This window comes from Streptomyces sp. NPDC028289 (genome assembly GCF_055565975.1).
Genome location: NZ_JBVHTI010000006.1, coordinates 548127 through 567187, shown reverse-complemented (window position 1 = coordinate 567187; position 19061 = coordinate 548127). Strand labels below are relative to the sequence as shown.

The 19061-nt window shown below is 71.5% G+C and carries 6 protein-coding genes and 1 pseudogene; 2 read left to right on the top strand and 5 right to left on the bottom strand.

Going from position 1 to position 19061, the window contains the following annotated elements:
• Positions 1-51: 51 nt before the first annotated feature.
• Entirely contained in the window at positions 52-7005 is a 6954-nt protein-coding gene (locus ACZ4UV_RS31780) for a glycoside hydrolase domain-containing protein (protein ID WP_467842502.1), read from the bottom strand.
• A gap of 289 nt (positions 7006-7294) precedes the next feature.
• On the opposite strand from ACZ4UV_RS31780, the gene ACZ4UV_RS31775 reads away from it, so the two are divergent.
• Entirely contained in the window at positions 7295-8173 is an 879-nt protein-coding gene (locus ACZ4UV_RS31775; RefSeq protein WP_467842500.1) for a hypothetical protein, read from the top strand.
• A gap of 133 nt (positions 8174-8306) precedes the next feature.
• Here the strand turns inward: ACZ4UV_RS31775 and ACZ4UV_RS31770 are convergent, their stop codons facing one another.
• From ACZ4UV_RS31770 to ACZ4UV_RS31755, 4 genes are all read right to left on the bottom strand, one after another.
• The gene (locus ACZ4UV_RS31770) at positions 8307-9227 is read right to left on the bottom strand and encodes a hypothetical protein (RefSeq protein ID WP_390035605.1); all 921 of its coding nucleotides are present in this window, start codon (positions 9225-9227) and stop codon (positions 8307-8309) included.
• A 4-nt stretch (positions 9228-9231) separates the two neighbouring features.
• Positions 9232-10317 carry a C40 family peptidase gene (locus ACZ4UV_RS31765; RefSeq protein WP_467842495.1) on the bottom strand — a complete coding sequence of 362 codons (1086 nt, stop codon included), beginning with the start codon at positions 10315-10317 and terminating at the stop codon, positions 9232-9234.
• Positions 10318-10728: 411 nt separating this feature from the next.
• A complete protein-coding gene (locus tag ACZ4UV_RS31760; RefSeq protein WP_467842492.1) occupies positions 10729-14805 on the bottom strand; it encodes a beta-galactosidase in 4077 nt (1358 codons plus the stop codon).
• Between the two features lie 362 nt (positions 14806-15167).
• Entirely contained in the window at positions 15168-18389 is a 3222-nt protein-coding gene (locus ACZ4UV_RS31755; RefSeq protein WP_451018114.1) for an alpha-L-rhamnosidase, read from the bottom strand.
• Positions 18390-18633: 244 nt separating this feature from the next.
• On the opposite strand from ACZ4UV_RS31755, the pseudogene ACZ4UV_RS31750 reads away from it, so the two are divergent.
• Positions 18634-18783 (top strand): annotated as a pseudogene (locus tag ACZ4UV_RS31750) (membrane dipeptidase); the annotation flags it as partial.
• Between the last annotated feature and the right edge of the window lie 278 nt (positions 18784-19061).

Below are 19061 nucleotides of genomic sequence, written 5' to 3'. Positions count from 1 at the left end.
GGCAGCGGCCTGACCTGCCGCGCCCCTCTCCGGGCGCGGCAGGTCAGGCGGTCACCTCGTGATCAGTGCCCACGGGAGTCCCCGTGTCTCCGTCCACTCCGTCGCCGGCGACCAGAGTCCCGTGCCACCGGCGGAGCCCGATCCGTGGCCCTCGCCGGACGCGACCGGCCGCTGCGCGTGCGAGGTGCGCTGGAAGCCGACCGTGTAGGTCCGGGTGACCGAACCGTTCGGCGAGGTCACGGTGATGGTGCGGGTGGTGAGACGGGCTCCGGTCGACGACAGGACCGGACTGCCGTCGGTGACCTTCACCCGGGCTCCCGGCTCGGCCGCCACGGCGGAGACGGCCGGGATCCTCGCGTCCTTGGGCCAGTCGACGACGTAGGTCGTCACGTCCGGGGCGAATCCGTCGATCGCGGCGCCGCCCGCCGTGATGGCGCGGGCGTCGGCGACACTCGCCTTCGTGGCGTCCGAGAAGTTGGTCACCGTGACCGACCCGTCGGCGCCGACGACCACGTCCGCCGCCATCGCCGCCGCCAGGTTGATCCGCTGCCAGCTCGCCTCGCCGTCCGCGGTGAGGTCGAGCGGGTACCCGGAGTCGGTCGCGGTCTGCTCCAGGATCTCGGTGCGCTGTTCGGTGGTGAGGTCCGGGAAGGCCGTGATCAGCAGTGCCGCCGCGTCGGAGGGCGTGCGCAGAGCCTGGCCGGCCTTGCCGACCCGGGAGAAGCCGTAGGTCAGGCGCTGGGTGTAGAGGTCGACGTCCTGTGCCGTGCTGAGCCCGTCGTACGGGTCGCCCGCGCAGGCGGCGAGGGTGTCGCCGTACCCGTCCTTCTCGCACTGCGCGAGCAGCACGTTCTCGATCTCGGTGTGGGCCTGCATCAGCAGCTTCTGGAAGTCCGGGTCCGCCCACCGGTGCGCCACGGTGGCCTGGCCGGTGATGCGGCCGCCCATGACGTCGAGGGGGTAGTGGAATCCGAGGACGATGCGGTTGTTGCCGTACTCCGAGGTGCGCGCGAGGATCGACGGGGCCAGCTCCGGCAGCAGCGTGGCCAGGACGGTGCCGGCCTCGTAGCCGCCGTAGGTGTGACCGCTCGGGTACGAACCGGTGGTGGCGAGGTTGCTGTACGAACCGTCCTGCGACTCGTACACGTCACCGCCGTCGCCGACGAACCCGAGCCGCACGTACGGGCGCAGGTAGCCGTAGTGGTCCTTCGCCGCGTCGTGGGTGTCCAGGCCCTGCGTCACGCGGGAGAACAGGGCGCTGGTCTTCGGGAGTCCGCCGCCGTCGAGGGCGTCGAGGTAGAGCCGGCCGAGGCGGGAGCCGAGGCCGTCGGCCATCGTGACGGTGGCGCTGTTCGTCGCGTCCACCTCGGCCCGGTCGACCTGCTGCTGGGTCGCCGCGTTGTTGACGGCGACGGCGGTCTCGTCGTTCTCCGCGGTGAGCGCGGTGCCGTGGGGTACCGCGGTGTCGGCGCCGAGGGTGCCGGAGCCCAGCTCGTCGATACCGCTGAGCAGGTCGTCGAAGTAGTCGGTGCCGTCGGCGGTCGTCGGCCACTTGTCCGAGGAGTAGGCCGCGTTCAGCGTGTCGGCCGGGAAGGGGGACGGGACGTACGTCGTCGGATCGGAGGTGGCGGAGGCGCCCGTCCCCGTCGCGTCGGTGTCCGCCGAGGTTCCGGCCAGGGTGACCGCGGTCACGGTGGCGGTGTGCGCCTTCGCCCTGCTCGTGGCCGTGAGCAGTGCCGTGTCCGTCGTGGCGGGGACGTGCGCGGTGGTTCCGTCGTCCAGGGCCACGGTGTACCCGATGAGCGGGAATCCGCCGTCCGCGGCGGCCCGCCAGGTCACACGGACCTGCCTGCCGTCGGTGAGCACACCCGTGACGGTCGGCGCCTGCGGCTTGCCGCCGCCGGTGACCACGGGTGCCGTGGCGGGGCTCGGCCGTGAGGCACCGACGGCGTTCACCGCCCGGACGCGCGCGGTGTACGACGTGCCGGTCCGCAGCCGGGTGAACGTCGTGCTGCGGCTGTCCGGATCGTGGATCTGGACCTGGTGGCCGTCGTCGAGGGTGATCTCGTAGCCGGTGACCGGTGAGCCGCCGTCGTCGTCGGGTGCGGACCAGGCGACGGTCACGCCGGTGCCGGACGAGGTCGCCGACACCGCGCCGGGTGCCGTCGGGACCGTCCTGGGCTTCGTGGTGAGTGCGGAGACGGCGTGGTCGAGGGCGTCGTACCGTGCGGTGAGGGTAGCGTCGGTGGCCGTGCCGTCCGCGAGTGCGGTCTTCGCCGCGGTGAGTGCCCCGGTGAACGCCTGCCAGGAGGCGTCCGTGTAGCGGGCGTCGTCGAGGGCGGACGCGGTCGCGACCAGGTCCTCCAGTCTCAGTCTCGGCAGCGGGGTCAGCTGCCCGGCGGCGAGGGTGAGGCTCCGGGTCCCGGTGTCGACCTCGAGCTGGGTCGCGTCGGCGGCGACGACGAGGGCCTGGGCGGCGGCGAGTTCGCGCTGGAAGACTCCGAAGTCGATGCTGTCGTAGCGCCGCGCGTCGCCGGAGAGTACCCCGTACTGGTCGATCGCCTTGCGCAGCGCGGACTTGTCGGCGGTTGCGGGTGTGTCGGCGTGACCGAAGGTGATCCGGCCGAGGTTCGCGACGTACGGGTGCGAGGAGTCGGGGGTCGTCGTCAGCCGCAGGTGGACGGTGTGGGTGCCGGTGACCGCCTGGGGAAGGGTGAGGCTCGTGGTCCCGCCGGACGACCACGCGGCTCCCGTGACGGGCAGCGGGACGGTCGCGTACGGCGTTCCGGGGTTCGAGGGGTCGAAGGAGTCCAGGTAGAGCTGGACCGCGGAACCGGTGCCGCAGCGGGCGGAGTTGTTGACGTAGGTGAGGGTGACGGTGTTCTTGGGGGCGGCGCCGAAGTCGACGTCCCCGTAGCCGAGCCAGGCTCCGTTGTAGGTGCCGCCGAGGTCGGTGGCGGAGCCCGCGTCGCTCCAGGTGGCGGTCTCGCTCTTGAGGCCGCCGCCGCTGTTCGACGTGAACGCCGTGGCGTCGAAGGCCACCGGGGAGTCGGCGTCCCGGGTCAGCGTCAGTGAGTGGACGTTGCCCACGTACGGCTGGGAGCTGGTCTGCGTGCTTGAGACGAAGTCGGCGTACACGTCCTGGACGCCGGTGAAGACGTCCCGGTCGAGCTGCACGGTGGTGGTGGCGACGGTTCCCCAGCCCGATCCGGTGTAGCCGAGGGGGATGTCCACGGTCCTGGTGCCGTCCTTCGATCCGAGGTGCAGTTCGATGTGCGAGTCGGACGCCGCCCGGGACTGGGGCTTGTCATAGCTGACGGTGACGGTGTCGGCGCCCGCACCGAGGTGGGTGCCCTGCCATTCGGCCCACGCGCCGTTCGTGACGTTCTCGAAGATGCCGTTCGCGAGGTTGAGCGGGAGCGAACCGCCGCCGGTCGTGGTGGAGTCGGCCGCGGTCAGGGTGGCGAGGGTGGTCGGGGAGGACGAGGAGACCTCGTCGGGCGAGAACTGGTACCAGTCGAAGTTCGCCACCCACTGCCGGCCGGAGGGGGCGTGGAACACGAACGTCGCGCCGGATGCGGCCGACAGGGCGTCCGGGTCGGTGACGGCCGCCTGCACCGTGGTGTAGTTCTGCCAGCCGCCGGTGCCGGGGAGCGGGACGGTGGCGACGAGGGGGCCGTCGGCGGTGCCGGCATGGATGTCGACGCTGCTCGGCTGCGCGGTCGTGGCCTGCGGGTTGGCGTAGCGGACCGAGATGCTCCGCGGGGCGACCCCGCCGAAGTCGAGCTTGGTGAACTGTTCCCACGATCCCTCGGTGACGCCGCCGAGGTCGCCGTCCGAGTAGTACGCCTCGCTCTTGAGGCTGGGGCCCTCCTTCTGGTCGGGGTCCTCGGCCTGGAGGACGGCGTAGCCGCCCTCGTCGATGGTGAGCGCGTCGACGGCCGACCGGAGCGCGTCGTCCGCGGCCATGAGCGTGCCGGTGGTCGAGGCGGTGTCCGCGAGGACGGTCCGGGCGTGTTCGAGTGCCGAGCGGAACAGCGTCCAGGACCCGTCGGAGTAGTGGCCGCTGCGCACCGGGGAGGCCTGGCCGACGAGTGCGCTCAGGGCCTTGCGCTGGACCGCGGCGGCGGAGAGGAGGAGGGGGTCGGTGGCAGAGATCCCGGTGCCGGTGACCGTGGCGGCCGGCACGCCGTGGGCGAAGGCCGCGTCGCGGAAGGTGATGCCGAAGCGCGCGTCGACGTCGGTGGTGCCGGTGAGTGCCAGGCTCGCGGTGTGCGAGCCCGTGACGCGGAGGTCGGCCGTGACGCCGTCGGGGAGGCCGGTCACGGTCGCCGATCCGGTTGCGGTGAGGCTGGTTCCCTTGCGGGCGGCGAAGGTCGCGGGACCGGTCAGGGTGAGCCGCACACTTCCGTCGGCGGTGCCGTCCGCGTCGGTGGTGACGGTGCCCGGCCGGGCGGAGACGACGGTGCTGTCCTTGCCCGTTCCGGTGTCTCCGGCACCCGGGTCGCCCGAGTCGGTGTTCGACGAGTACGCGGGCGCCGTGCGGGTGCCCCATGCGGACGGCTCGGCACCCATGGTGAAGTCCAGGGTGCCGCCGGAGATGATCTGCGCGTAGTCGAGCCAGGTGTTCGTGAAACGGCGGCCGTTCAGGGTCGCGCTCTGCACGTAGTAGTCGCTCGGCGAGACGCCGTCGGCCTTCACGGTGAACGTGCTGCCGTTGGCGTAGGTGATCGTCGTGGAGTCGAAGAACGGGCTGCCGATCTGGAACTGGCTGGAGCCCGCGGTCACCGGGAACAGTCCCAGGGCGGCGGCGACGAACATGGTCGACATGGTGCCGGCGTCGTTGTCCATGGTCGGCAGGAAGCCGTGCGGGGAGAGCTTGTAGACCCGGGTGTCGACCGGCGGGGTGAACTCGCCGCCGGAGCTGGGGGCCTCGTTGGTGGAACCGGTGGCGATGTAGCGGTTCCAGGTCGTGCCGGTGTAGATGGCACGCACCCACTTCTGGGTCAGGCTCGGCTCGCCGACGTAGTTGAACAGGTACGGCGCCTGGAGGTCGATCTCGTTCGCGTTGGAGTGGAGCATGGTCGAGCCGTCGTCGGCGGCGGAGTCCTCGCCGAACATGTGCTCCATCGCGGCCCTGCCTGCCTTCGCGCCGCCCATGGCCTGGATGAGGCCGCCCATGTCGTAGGCGTCGTACCAGTTGTACTGCCAGAGCGTGCCCTGGTAGAGGCCGGCCGCCTCGAACTTCTCGTGGTCGGCGCTCTGCCAGTCGCCGCCGGAGGCGCGCGGGGTGAGCAGACCGACCTCGGTGCCGTCGGCCGCGGTCCAGGCGCCGGACTTCACGAGGTTGTCGATCGCCATGGTCGACCGGGTGCGCAGCTGCTTCGCCTCCGCGTCCTTGCCTAGCGCGCCGGCGATGACGGAGAGCGCCCACTGGTCGTAACCGCGCTGGACGGTCGTACCGGGATCACCGGAGACGTATCCCTGCCGCAACTGCGCGCCCGTGTAGTAGCCGGTGTACGACAGCAGCTCCGGGTAGGCCTCGTCGAGCCGGTCGAAGTTCTTGTAGCCCTTCGACAGTGCGTCGGCGATCACCACGGGCGAGCGCTCCCAGCGCACGGTCGGCACCGAGTGGGTGAGGCTGCCGAGGCTCTTGCCGGAGGTGTGCGCGTCGGCGAAGAGTTCGATGAGCGACTGCACCAGGTCCCGGTAGCCGGCCGGGTCGATGTAGGCCTCGACGGAGTACTTGCGGAAGTCGTCCCAGGTGGACCATCCGTCGTAGTAGGTGAAGCCGTTCGTCTTGTGCACCGCTCCGTCGACGCCCCGGTACGTGCCGCTGGTGCTGGTGGCGTTCACCGGCAGCGCGTACATGCGGTACAGGTGCGTGTAGAACTCCTTGGTGAGCGTGGAGTCGGGGTCGGAGGTGGCCGAGGACTTCACGGCGACGGTGCCGAGCGTGCTGCTCCAGTCCGCCTTCGTCTGTGCGCGTGCCTGGTCGAAGGTGAGGTCGCCCACCTCGTTGTGCTGGTCGGTCGCGGCCTGTTCCGCGCTGATCGGCGAGAGGGTGATGCGGAGTTCGATGTCGTCCCCCGCGGACTTGTCGAACCCGAGGATCGCGCCGGTGTCGGCGCCGTCCTGCGCGGTCGCGTCGCTGAGCTTGCCATCGTCGCCCCAACTCCGCAGGGAGGTCACGGGGACGTTGGTGGTGGCGTCGTAGTACAGACGGTAGGCGGCGCCGTTGAACGAGCCCGCGACGAGGCCGGTGATCGAGGTGGTCCCGTCCGGGAGCGTCGTCGCCTTCATGGTCGCGCGGGTGCGGCTGGTGAAGTTGTTGGCGAGGTCGAGGACGAGTTCGGGGCTCGACCCGGCGGGGAAGCTGTAGCGTTCGAGCGCGGTGCGGGTCGTCGCGGTCGTCTCGGCGTCGATGGTGCCGGCGTCCTGCGTCACCGACGAACCGGTTCCGGAGAGGGCGCCGAGCCCCACCTGGTAGTAGCCGGGGGTCGCGGTCTCGTCGGCGTGGCTGTACGCGTGCGCGTACGTGCCGGTGGCGGGGCGGCTGTCGTACCGCACCGAGGTCGGGACGACCAGCAGGTCGCCGCCGCCTCCCGAGCCGCCGACGCCGTCCAGGTCCGTGGCCGTGAACCCGGCGATGTGGTCCTCGTCGTGGTCGTACCCGGAGTGGTTGCGGTTCGGCGTGGTCAGCGGGTTGACCTTGGCCAGACTGTGGGGTGCCTCGGCGCCCGGCAGGTCGTTGCCGTCGTCGCCGCCGGTCGACACGAACGGGTCGACGAGCTTGGTGTAGTCCGTGCCGGCGGATGTCCCCGCGGTCCCCGCCGAGGCGGGCGCGGCGGGCACTGCCACGGCTGTGCCCCCGCCCGCCAGTGCGACGAGGCCGAGCGCCCCGGCCAGCACTACGGCGATCGTCGCGCGCAGCGGCCGGCCGCGCCGGCGTGCGGTTGTCGTACGAAGGGTGCGGGGCACGGAGGCATCGGGTCTGACAGGCACGGAACCTCTCCATCGTCGCGGTTCACACGCACGTCCGATCCCCACCGGGACAACGTTGTCGACCCGGAACGGCCCGGAGCGTGCCCACTCAGGGCGAGACGGCGGTGGACGGATGGAATCGCTCCCACCTCGTTCACAACCGCCCCACATCACACACGGGGAAGGCGTACGGCGGGCAAACAAGATTCGTACACGGCACCAGAGTTGCGGGCGAACGTCAACGCCGTCCCGTGCGTCGAAGACGTGGACCCTGAGCCGCCGCGCCGGGAAACGAACTCCGGGGGATGTCATGCACGTACGAGCGAAACGTCTGGTCGGCCTGCTTGTCGCGCCCGTGCTGGGCGGCTGCCTCCTCGCGGGCTGCGTCGCCGGCTCGCGAGCCGGCGACGACGGGCAGGCCCGGTCGGCACAGGTGCAGCGGGCCCGGCAAGTGGCCGACGCCTGGCGGGGATCCGCGGCGGCCACCGCCTGGAGCCGGGGGTTCTACCCCATGGCGGACGAGGTGCAGGTTCCGGCGTCGGGCTGGCACAGCAGGGCGGACGAACAGGCCTACGAGACCGGGAACTTCGCGCTGCGGGGCGATCTGCCCGCCGCCGCCACCGGTCAGGGGAAGGTCGAGTGGGCGAGCGGGGGCACTCTCACCCGTCCGCTCTGGGGAGCGCGGAAGGCGTACGGGTCCTTCGCCCGCAACGACAGTGCGGGGCCCCGGCTGACCGTGACGGGAGCGAGGCTCGGCACGACGACCATCACCACGAGCCGCGGCACGGCCACCGTCCCCGCTTGGCTGTTCACGCTCGACGGCTACGACAGCCCGCTCAAGCGGGTCGCGGTCAGCGCGTCGAAGGTTCCCGGGGCATCCGTCGCTCCCGCCCGGGAGGGGGCCGCGGGCGGCCTCAGGATCATCCCCCGGCTCACGGGGACGGCGCCGGACGGCCGGTCCGTCACGGTGCGGGCCACGCACGGGGCGTGCGACGACGGCCCCGTCGTCGGCGCGCTGGAGACGGACGCGAGCGTCGTCCTGTACGCCTCCGTCACGGGAGCGCGGGACGGCGCCTGCACCGCCCAGCTGATCGAGCAGGACGTCGAGGTCGGGCTGCGCAGGCCGCTCGGGGACCGCGTGCTCCTCGACGCGTTCACCGGTCGGCCTGTGACGTCCGCGGACGGCTGAGATCGGCCCCAGGAAGTGCCGTTGCACGCCGTCGTTCGCCTGCAACGCCGTCGTGGCTGGTCGCGCAGTTCCTCCCCGAGCCTTCGGCCGGGGGTACCCCAGCGCCCCTTCGGGGCGCGTGCACCTGACCCACTCAGGACTGCGACTCGGCGGAGCGGCCGGCGCGCCGGGTGAAGCGTCGCAGTCCCCGGCGCGTGGGGTTGAGGGGCGTGTCCTCGGGGGCGACCGGCCCCTGGCCCGCCGTCACGGCCGGTGCGGAGGCCGGAGCCGGGGCCGGCAGTGAGCGGTTGCCCCGTTCGAGCCGGCTCCGGACCGCCCGGGCCATGGCCTGGTGGGCCGGTTCCAGCTGGATGCCCTGCCCGGCCAGGTGTTCCCACATGTGCAGCAGTTCCTGCCCTCGGGTGGCCACCTGGCCGTCGTCCGTCAGCCGTTGCCACGCCGCGGTGGCGCGGGCCACCTCGGGTGCCGCGCGGTTCAGGTCGGTACGGCAGCGGATGCGCGCGACGGTCAGCGCGAGGACGGTGGAGAGCATGTAGTCGCCGCGCTGGTACGCGAGGTACGCCTCGATCGCCCGTGCCTCCAGCGAGAGTTCGTCCTCCGCTCCCCTGCGCAGCGTGAGGTGCTCCCGCAGGGCGCTGGCGAGGACGGACGCGGCGTGCAGCTCCCCGCGCTGCGCGTGCTCGATGATGCGCTCGACGCGGGCGAGCGGAGGGAAGGCCTCCTCCTCCGCGGCGGTGCGCTCGCGCCCGGGCGGCAGGTCCTCCTCGTCGGCGATGGTCCGGCTGGAGCCGTCGGGGTGGACCCGCAGGCGCGCCACCTGCAGCACGCTGCGGTCGATGACGGTGGCCGCCACCGGGGCGCCCAGGGTGCGGGCGAACATGGCGATCGCGTCGAGGATCGCCTCGTTGGGAGGCCGAGTGCCGCCCATCTCCAGCAGGTGGCCGTTGACCACCGTCGACCCGTCCTCGGCCACGTAGGCGTCGAGCCGGATCAGCGGCGGTGCGCTGAGCGCGGGCAGGTTTCCCTCGTTGCGGGGGGTGAGTGAGTAGGTCATCCGCTCAGACTCCGGGTCGGACGACACCGAGGATGGGCATGGAGGCGGCCGGGGCGGTCGTGACCGTGCGTCCGGGCCGCGGGGCGTGGACGATCTGTCCGTCGCCTATGTACATGCCCACGTGGGTGGCGTCGTAGTAGATGATCAGGTCGCCGGGCTGCACGGAGGCCAGGCTGACCCGGGTCAGTCCCTGCCACTGCGCCTGCGAGGTGCGGGGTATGGGGTGGCCGGCCGCGGCCCACGCGGTGGAGGTCAGTCCCGAGCAGTCGTACGACGAGGGGCCGACCGCGCCCCACACGTACGGCTTGCCGATCTGTGCCAGCGCGAAGGCGACGGCCTTCGCGGCCGCTCCGCTCGCCTTCGTATGGCCGCCGACCGAACCGGTACCGGTCGAGGTGCTGCCGCCGGAACCGGGTCCCGTCCACCTGGCCTCGGCCTCCTTCGCCTCCTCCTTCTCCAACTGGGCCAGTTTGCGGGTCTGTTCCTTCTTGAGCCCCGCCTCGATCTGCTCGGCCTCGGCGATCTTCTTCTCGATCTTCTGCTTCGCCTCGGCCTTGTCGGCGCGGGTGTTCTTCAGCTCCCGCAGCTTCTCGGCGGCGGCGTCCGTCTGCCGGCTCAGCTCCGCGCGGGCGTTCGCCTGGCTCTCGGACACGGTCACCACGTCACGCAGGGCCTGCCGGGCCTGCGCCGCGTCGTCCAGGGCGTGGTCGGGGTGGTCGCCGAGGAGCAGTTGGAGGCCCGTGGAGTCGAGACTGCCCCCGCGGTACTGCGTGCGGGCGGCCGCGCCCGCGAGGTCGTGCAGACTGGCCAGCCTGTCCTCGGTACGGGCCAGGTCCTGGTGGAGCGACGCCAGCCGCTTCTCCTGCTCGGCCGCCTTCACGTCGGCGGTGTCGTACGCCTCGGTCGCCACCTCCGCCTGGCGGTAGAGGCCGTTCAACTCGTCCTGGATGTCCTCGATCGACTTCTCGCTGCGCGGATCGGGTTCGCCCGGGGTTGCGTAACTCGGGCCGGGTAACAGGGCGATCGCGCAGACGAAGGCTGCTGTGGCGGCTCGGCTCCGCAGCCGTCCGCCACGAGTCGACACGTTCATCGGCTCCATCTTCAGAGGTCACATGCGGGTGGCCCGGACGGCCTGCTCTCCCGTCTCAGCCGTCATCACGGTTCCCACGGAGAACTGTTCGATTCCTGAACACATTACCCCGACGCGAACGGCCCGCCCCTGTACCCCCGGGCGTGTCAAGCTGCCCGCACGCACCTTCTCCACCGCGGCCGGACACGGCGGGTGCGCCCCGGCACGGCACCAGCGGAACAGAACTCCTGGGCGGAAGCTGCCACTTGTCCCCTTCTCAACGCCCGGTCCAGGTCGCGCCCTCGCAGCACGCAACCGCCTGGCCGACCAGTCCGTTCCGAAACGGTCTGGTCGGCCAGGAGAACGGACACCGCGAAGTGCCCGTGGGACCAACTCCGTTGCCCTGGTAGCCGGGCCCGGTGTGTCGTCCGGCTAGCCGCACGTCAGCGTCGGCATCGCCCAGTCGCCGTGGTCGTTGCCGTTGCCGTCGCCGGCGTCGCCGACCTTGAGGTCGAGCACCTGGGCGCCGGTGACGTCGACGTCGATCGGCACCGCGGTCTGCTTTCCGCGGACCGTCGGCGTGGTCGCCAGCGTCTTGCCGTCGGCGATCACGGAGAACGTCACCGTTCCCGCGCCGCCGGTCTCGTCGTCGACACCGACCTGCGCCGTCAGCCGGGAACACTGTCCGGCGAGGTAGAGCTGGACGTCGCTGACCGAGTTGGTGCCCAGGCCCTTGGCGTAGCCGACGCCGGCGACGGTGATCGGACGGCCGTCGCCGGCCGCCTGTTCGCCGACGCTGGTGTCGCGCTCCACCGGGCCCCACCCGTTGGTCGACGACAGGAACGGCAGGTCGCTCACCGCGCTTTCCCCGGCCGGCGGGGCCGGCGGGATCCCGCCGACGATGCGCTCGTCACTGCCGGTGGCCTGCCGGCCGCCCTGCACGTAGTCCACCGTGGCGGTGAGTGCCGAGGCGGCCGGCAGGGTCCCGTCCGGCGGCTTCACCGTCCAGGTGAAGGTGGCCGAACCGCCCGGTCGTACCCGATCGACCGAGCCCGGGCTCGTTTCGGTCACGCTCCAGCCGTCGGGGGCGGAGAGCGCGGCCGTCAGGTGCGAGGCTGACGGTTGGTCCTCGGGCACCCGTACCGTTTCCTCGGCTGTGAAGGCCTGGGCGGACTGCGCGGTGTCCGGCACGTCCAGGGTGACGTCCGCGCCCGGGCGCTTCGGCATCGCGTACTTCTCGGCGTCGTAGCGCGGACTGTCGTTCTGCGCGACACGCAGGGACGAGGCATAGCTGCCGTAGTCGGTGAGGGAGACCTTGCCGAGGCCGCCGGTGCTTCCGTCCAGGTTCCACACGGCGATGGCGATGCTGTTGTGGCCGTTGGGGTTGAGGATGCCGTTGGGCACGGGGAAGGTGTGCTGCGGGCCGAGGTAGTTGACGTAGTTGCCGAGCTGCCAGCCGTTCACGAAGACCGTGGCACGGTATTTGCGGGACGGGTCGTCGGTGAACGTCAGCCCGACCGAGGTGTCCTGGCCGTGCGGCAGGTCCAGGTCGGCGTCGGTGCGGTACCAGGAGACGCCGGGACGGGTGTCGGTCGTCGGCAGGGACACCTGGTCCCATTTCCTGTCCGGGTAGCCCGGCAGCGACCAGCCGGCCCGCTCTCCGTACAGGCCGCCCGTCGAGAGCGGGCCGCGCACGGTGTCCTGAAGGTCCTCGCCGCCGCGTACGCCCTGTATCCGCCAGGTCACGGAGGTCAGCGGCGCCCCGGTGAGGGAGGCGCTGGTCAGGCCGCGGGCGGTCTTGTTCCCGTTGGTCGAGTTGTAGTCCTCCTCGTGTCCCATGTTCACGGTGAGCACGGAGAGGACGTTGTCGCCCGACGACTTCAACGAGCCGGACGGGAAGGTGAAGTCGGCGCTCCCGGTGGTGGAGCTGCCCAGGAAGGTGCCGTTGAGCCAGGCGGAGAACGCCTGCGCGCCGCCGCCGGAGTCCGAGACCAGGTGGACGCCGGCCTCCTTGCCGGTGGCGCGGAAGCGGCCCCGGTACCAGGTGTTGCCGGTGTGGAAGCCGTAGTCGTCGGCGTAGAGCACCGGCTGGGCGTCGCTGCCGGAGACGCTGTTGGTGGTCGCCTTGTCGGCCACCTGCCAGCCGGAGTCGTCGAAACCGGGAGCTGATTCGGGCGACTCCTCGGCGTGCTTCCAGTTCGTCAGGTCCGGGAGGTGGACCGGGGCGGCCGTCGGGATGGTCCCGGAGCGGCTCGCCGTGTCGGTGGCCCCGCCGCGCACCGTCCTGCCGTTCCAGGTGACCCGGTCGGCCGAGGTGAACACCTCGATGTTCTTGTCGTCGGCGTTGTCGCCGGTGAGGGCCACGGTGCGGCCGCCGTCCAGGCTGGTCGCCGTGCGCAGCAGGTGGGTGCCGCGCACGAGTACCGGGCCGGTCGCCGTGTCCTGGCGCCAGAAGGTCTCCGCCGTCGCCTTGTCGCCGACGAGCAGCAGGAGCGGGCGCTTCCCGTCGCCGCTGATACTGATGCGGATCAGGCCCTTGTGGGTGTAGTTGAGGCGCAGGTCGCCGGTGGCCGCGTCCCAGGTGGTGGTGACCGTGCCGCCGGTGGCGGTGACGGTGGGCTCGGTGGCGTAGCGCAGGACGGTCTCGCCGTCGCTGCCCTGGTCGCCGTAGAGCACGGCGACGTCCCGGTCCCCGATCGTCTCGCTGGTCATGATCTCCGACGTCGAGTACTGCAACTGGGCGTCCCCGAGCCGGTAGTTCGCCACGATCACGTGCGAGTCGCGGCCGTCGAGGGTGATCGCGGTGCCGGGCTGCTGGGGCACGACCGGGTAGGTCGGCTCGGCGGCGGAGTCGCCCGTCGGCACGTCGATGGCGTCGACGGCCACGTAGTTGTCGGTCGACCCGGAGCTGTGGGCCCCGTCGACGACGATCTTCAGGGTGTGCGCACCCGGCGCGAGGCCGGTCTTCTGGAAGAGCACGGCCTGGTTCTCGCCGCCGGAGTCGTCGACCGTCGCCGTCTTGGTGCCGTCGAGGTAGACGTCGGCGTAGCCGTGGTTATTGGTCTTCGAGCCGATCCAGCGGATCGCGGTGCCGTCGAAGGGGACGGTGAGCGAGTCACCGGCCCTGTTCGAGAACGACTCGGTGTGCTTGTAGTCGCCGCCGGTGTAGCTGGTGTTGGCGACGTGCGACCACGAACCGGCGTACTGGAGTGCCGACTCGGGGTCGTCCCAGGTGTAGGTGGTGTCCGCGGCAGGCTGGGCGTTGAAGTCCAGCGAGATGTGGGTCTTGTCGACCGCGGTGGACGTGGAGTTGCCGTGCCGCAGGACGTGGAACTGCGTCTTGGTGTCGGGGTTCATCCGGGCGGTGTCGACGACGGCGGAGTCGTCCGGCGGGGTGGCCCGGATCGCCTCGGTCTTGGCCAGTGGGGCGACCGACTGGGTGAAGTACCCGATCAGCTTGTCCTCGTAGTACTTCGGGTCGAGCTGGCGGGTCTCGCGGATCGCGGCCCCGTAGTCGTACGACGTGTAGTTCTCCGGCATGCCCAGCCAGCCCCAGTTGGTGCCGCCGTAGGTCATGTAGAAGCTCTGCGCGGTCGTGCCGACGGCGATGTTCTGCTTGTAGAACACGTCGGCGAACTGGTCGTTGATCAGCTGGGCGCACTTGTCGTAGCCCGGGCCGCCCCAGGGGTCGAAGGCGCCGCCCTGGAACTCCGGGGAGTACAGCGGTTTTCCGGCCGGGTGGTCGTAGCTGATGTCGGGGACGCCGTTCCACTTCGCGGGGTTGGAGCAGTCGAAGCCCTGCGGGTAGGAGTCGGGGCCGTCGACGTCCAGGGCGCCGGTACCGGAGTTGAAGGTGCCGTTGTTGTTGCCGGTCAGCGGGACCGTGATGCCGTCGGCGCGGGCCTTGTCCTCCAGGTGCTGCATGTAGGAGCGGCCGGCGGCCGAGCCGTTGTAGTACTCGTTCTCGACCTGGTAGGCGATGACCGACCCGGTGCCGTTGGTCAGTTGGTGGCGGGCGATGATCCGGTCGATCTGGGTCAGCCATTCGTCCGCGTACTTCAGGAACCGCGGGTCGTCGCTGCGGTTGTTCCCGGCCTTGGTGGTCAGCCAGCCGGGCAGGCCGCCGCTGTCGACCTCCGCGTTGATGTACGGCGCCGGGCGGGCGATGACGTAGAGCCCGGCCTCCTGCGCCATGTCGAGCAGCTTGTCGACGTCCCGGACCCCGCTGAAGTCGTACACGCCCGGCTGCGGCGAGTGGTATCCCCAGTCGAAGTACAGCGACGTGGAGTTGAAGCCCGCGGCCTTCATCTTCTGGAAGATGTCGCGCCACAGGTCCGGGCTCGGGAGCCGGAAGTAGTGGAACTCGCCGGACCACAGGTAGGTTCGCTTGCCGTCGACGAGGAACGAGTAGCCGTCCAGACTCACGGTGTGCGCCTGCGGGGCGGCCCCTGTGTCGGCGGCGGGCGCCTGCTTGCCGACGTCCTGCGCCGCCGCCGCGGGCGCGGTCATGCCCGCGGCCAAAGCAATGGTCGCGGCCGCCGCGAGGACGGGCCGCCACCATCTGCGCCAACCGGGTCTCGCGGGCTCTGAACCGATCCGATCACTCCGCACCACGGCCTCCAGACCGACTGAGCAATCAACACCAAACAGACTCGGGCAAAGTCGAACACTAAGGGGGCACACAGCTCAACACAATGGGGCGGGAGAACACGGTCGAGACGACAGCGACGGCACCCCACCCCACCGGGCGGTACGGCCTCTGGCGGGCCGTCAGGCCGACGGGTGGCGGACCCGCACCGTTCGGCCGGGGGGGCGTCGCGAGGCGGACGTGCCGGTGCGGTGTCCGCCTCGCGGGGCCGAAGGAGCCGGTGTCAGGCGGTGAAGTGATGGGTGCCGGAGCCGACTTGGTAGACCGCGCAGCCGTCCTCCTGGCGCAGGAAGGTCCCGTGCGTGTGGGTGACCTTCTTCGGCGTGTCCGTCGGAATCCAGACCTCCGCGGTCGTGTTGGGCGGCAGCGTGCAGGTCAGGGTGAAGCGGCCGGACCGTTGCCGCCACTTGGTGGCGACGGGGCCGTGGACCGAGGCGAAGCGGGCGTCGGCGGTGGTGACGGCGCCGCCCGGGCGGGGCCGGATGACCATCTCACGGTAGCCGGGCCGGCCCGCCGCGATGCCGGCGATGTTCGTGTACATCCACTCCCCCACCGAGCCGTAGGCGTAGTGGTTGAAGGAGTTCATGGCCGGGTCCTGGAAGCTGCCGTCGGGCCGGATGGAGTCCCAGCGCTCCCACATGGTGGTGGAGCCCCGGTCGATCTGGTAGCCCCAGCTGGGGAAGGTGCGCTGCTGCAGCAGCCGGTAGGCAACGTCGGTGTGCCCGGTGTCGGTCAGGACGGGCAGCAGCCGGGGCGTGCCGAGGAAGCCCGTGGACAGGTGCCAGTCCCGGGCCTCGATCAGGGCGACGAGACGGTCGGCCGCGGCCTGGCGCGAGGCGTCCGGCAGCAGGTCCATGGACAGGGCCAGGACGTACGCCGTCTGCGTGTCTCCCTTCACCTTCCCGTCGGCGGTGACGTAGGCGCCCTGGAAGGCGGCCCGTATCCGCCCGAAGAGGCCGCGGTACGTCGTGGCGTCGGCGTCCGCGCCGAGTTCCGCCGCCATCCGGGCCGCGAGGTCGGCGCTGTGCGCGAAGTACGCGGTGGCGATGACGTCCTTGGGAGTCTCGTCGTCGACGTTCAGCCAGTCGCCGTATCCCTCGGCGGGGCGCAGCAGTCCGTCGCTGTGCTGCTCCAGGTACGTCAGCCAGTCGCGCACGGACGGCAGGGCGTCCGCGATGACCTGGCGGTCGCCGTAGGCCTGGTAGAGGGCCCAGGGCACGGTGACGCCCGCGTCGCCCCAGCCCGCGGTGCCGTTGCCGAGGGTGCCGACCACCGGCGCCACGTCCGTGAACGCACCCGCCGCGGTCCGCGAGTCCCGCAGGTCGACGAGCCACTTGGACAGGAACCGGGCCGACTCCATGGTGTAGGCGGCGGTGGGCGAGAAGACGTTGATGTCGCCGGTCCAGCCCAGCCGCTCGTCGCGCGCGGGAGTGTCGGTCGGCACGGAGAGGAAGTTGCCGCGTTGACCCCACGTGATGTTGTGGTGCAGCTGGTTCAGCATCGGCACGTCGGTCTCGAAGCCCAGGGTGAAGGGGGCGTCCGTGTGCATGACGCGCCCGGTGACGGCCTTGGCCGTGGGGGTACCCGGGAATCCGGTCACCTCGACGTAGCGGAACCCGTGGAAGGTGAAACGCGGCTCGTAGACCTCCTCCCCGCCGCCCCTGAGGGTGTACGTGTCCGTCGCCGCCGCGCTCCGCAGGTTCGCGGTGTAGACCGTGCCGTCGGGGTTGAGCACCTCGGCGTGTCTGAGCCGCACGGTCGTGCCCTCATCCCCCGACACCCGCAGCCGTACCGAGCCGACCATGTTCTGTCCCAGGTCGAACACGTAGACCCCGGGCCTGGGCTGGGTCACCCCCTTCGGGGTCAACTCCCGTTCCACGCGCACCGGCCCGTCCACCTGCGCGACGATCAGCCCGGGGCCGATGTCGCCCTCACCGCGCGCGCCGGGCCAGTTCGCGTCGTCGAAGCCGGGTGAGGCCCAGCCGGGGGTCTCCTTGCGGGCGTCGTACGTCTCGCCGTTCAGCAGGTCGGCCGCGACGATCGGCCCGGCGGCGGCCCGCCAGTCGGTGGACGACGTGACGCGCTCGCTCGTACCGTCCGTGTACTCCACCTCCAACTGTGCTCGCAGGGCCGGGTGTCGGCCGTACTGACCGGGCCCGAACATGCCCACGTTGCCCGCGTACCAGCCGGGTGCCAGGTACGCCCCGATGGCGTTGGTGCCCGGCCGCAGGAGGTCGGTGACGTCGTACGTCTGGTACTGGACGCGCGTGCGGTAGTCCGTCCAGCCGGGCGCGAGCTGGTCGTCGCCCACGCGGCTGCCGTTGAGGTGCGCCTCGTACAGGCCGAGCGCCGTGGCGTACAGGCGGGCCCGGGACACCTTCTTGCGCGGGAGCCGGAACTCGTGCCGCAGCTGGGTGACGGCGTACGACACCGGGACGACCCTCCCCCACGGCCCGCCGCCCCAGGCGGCCGCCACCCGGGCGGCGGGCCAGCCCCCGTCGTCGAACCCCGGCCCCCGCCAGCCGTCGGCCGGTTCCGTGTCCGTGGCCTTCCAGGTGGCGTCGGTGAACACCTTCTGCTCGCCGGAGGCGGTACGCACCACGAGGACGGCGACGAGCCCCGCCGGGCCCACGGTCGCGTTGGTGGCTGAGACGGCGATAACGTTGTCGCCGGCCTGAACGCGGTCCAGTACGTCGATCACGGCCGGGCGGCGCCAGTCCTCGTTGTCGGTGTCGAGGTCGGTGTGCGCCACCTCAACACCGTTCACGGAGACGGAGTACACGTTGTCCGCGGTGATGGCGAGCGTCGCCGCCGTGATCCCGGTGGGCAGTTGGGTGGTGCGGCGGAACCAGCGGGTGGCCGCCGGCACGCTGCTCGTCGGGTCGCCCTCGGGGAACCAGATCCACGACCCGCCGTCGAACGAGGGTGCGTCGGTGAGAGTCGCCGGTGCCGAGATCCAGTCGGCGGTCCACTGCCCGGTCCCCATCAGCCCGGTCTCCCACCACGAGGGCGCGCTCCAGCCGGAGACCCTGCCCTCGCCGTCCCACACCCGCACGGACCAGTGGTAACGCGTCCGGGACTTCAACGCGGGGCCGGAGTACGGCACGAGGACGGACTCACCGGAGGCGACCTTCCCGCTGTCCCAGACGTCGGGGCGGTCGAGCCTCGAGGCCGTGGTGGCGACCCTGACCTGATAGGCGCTCTGCCGCACGTCCACCCGGTCGGAGACCAACGGCCAGCTCAGCCGCGGGTGCTGAACGTCGAGGCCCAGGGGGTGCCGCACGTACTCGACGGTGGGCGCGGCGACGCTCAGCCCGTCATCCGCCTTGCCCGAATGCGTCTGCGTCTGCCCGGATGCCGACGCCGTCGATGCCGACACACCGCCGGCGGCGGCCGCCGCGACCGTGGCGGCGGCGCCCGCGAGCATGTTCCTCCTGCTGATCATCTGCGACTCCTCACTCACACGGATGGAACGAAGCGTTGCTTGAATCGATTCAATACGGAGGGCCGTGGGTAACGTAGAGCCACACGAGGCGGGGGTCAATCGTCGTGCAGGCACTTTGATGACGCCACCGATCCGCGGTCGCCACGGAGACGAGCGGCACGCACAGCGCGGCCCAGGGTGATTGAACGGTTTCAACCGACGGATCACGAGGCCGCGATCACCGGGTCCGCGCCGGCCGGCGTCCGTGGCCGGCCTGCCGTCCGGGAGGGCCGTCCGGCAAGGCCAGGAGCACCCGCGCCCCTACGTGACGGTCGCCCAGGTCGCCGATCACGTGGAACACGCCCGTGAGGTGGCCGGGGTGGACCACATCGGACTCGGGGGCGACCGCGATGGGCGGTCCGCGACGAGACGGGCGTGCCCGGCCCTGACCGGTCGGCAGAAGGGTTCCGCCGGACACACCGGCCTGCTCGGTGCAGCCCGGCGGGCCGACCGGGTCCGCACCGACGTCGGCACCGGTGGTACGGCCCGCACGGCGACGTGGCGGGGGGGGGGGGGAGGCGGGCGGGGAGCGGCTCGCACCCGTCCGGCTTCCGGCCCGCTCCTCCCGGGCGACCTGCCGACGGCGAGCACATCGCCATCACCTCAGCTGGGCGGTCGGCCGAGGTCGGGGAG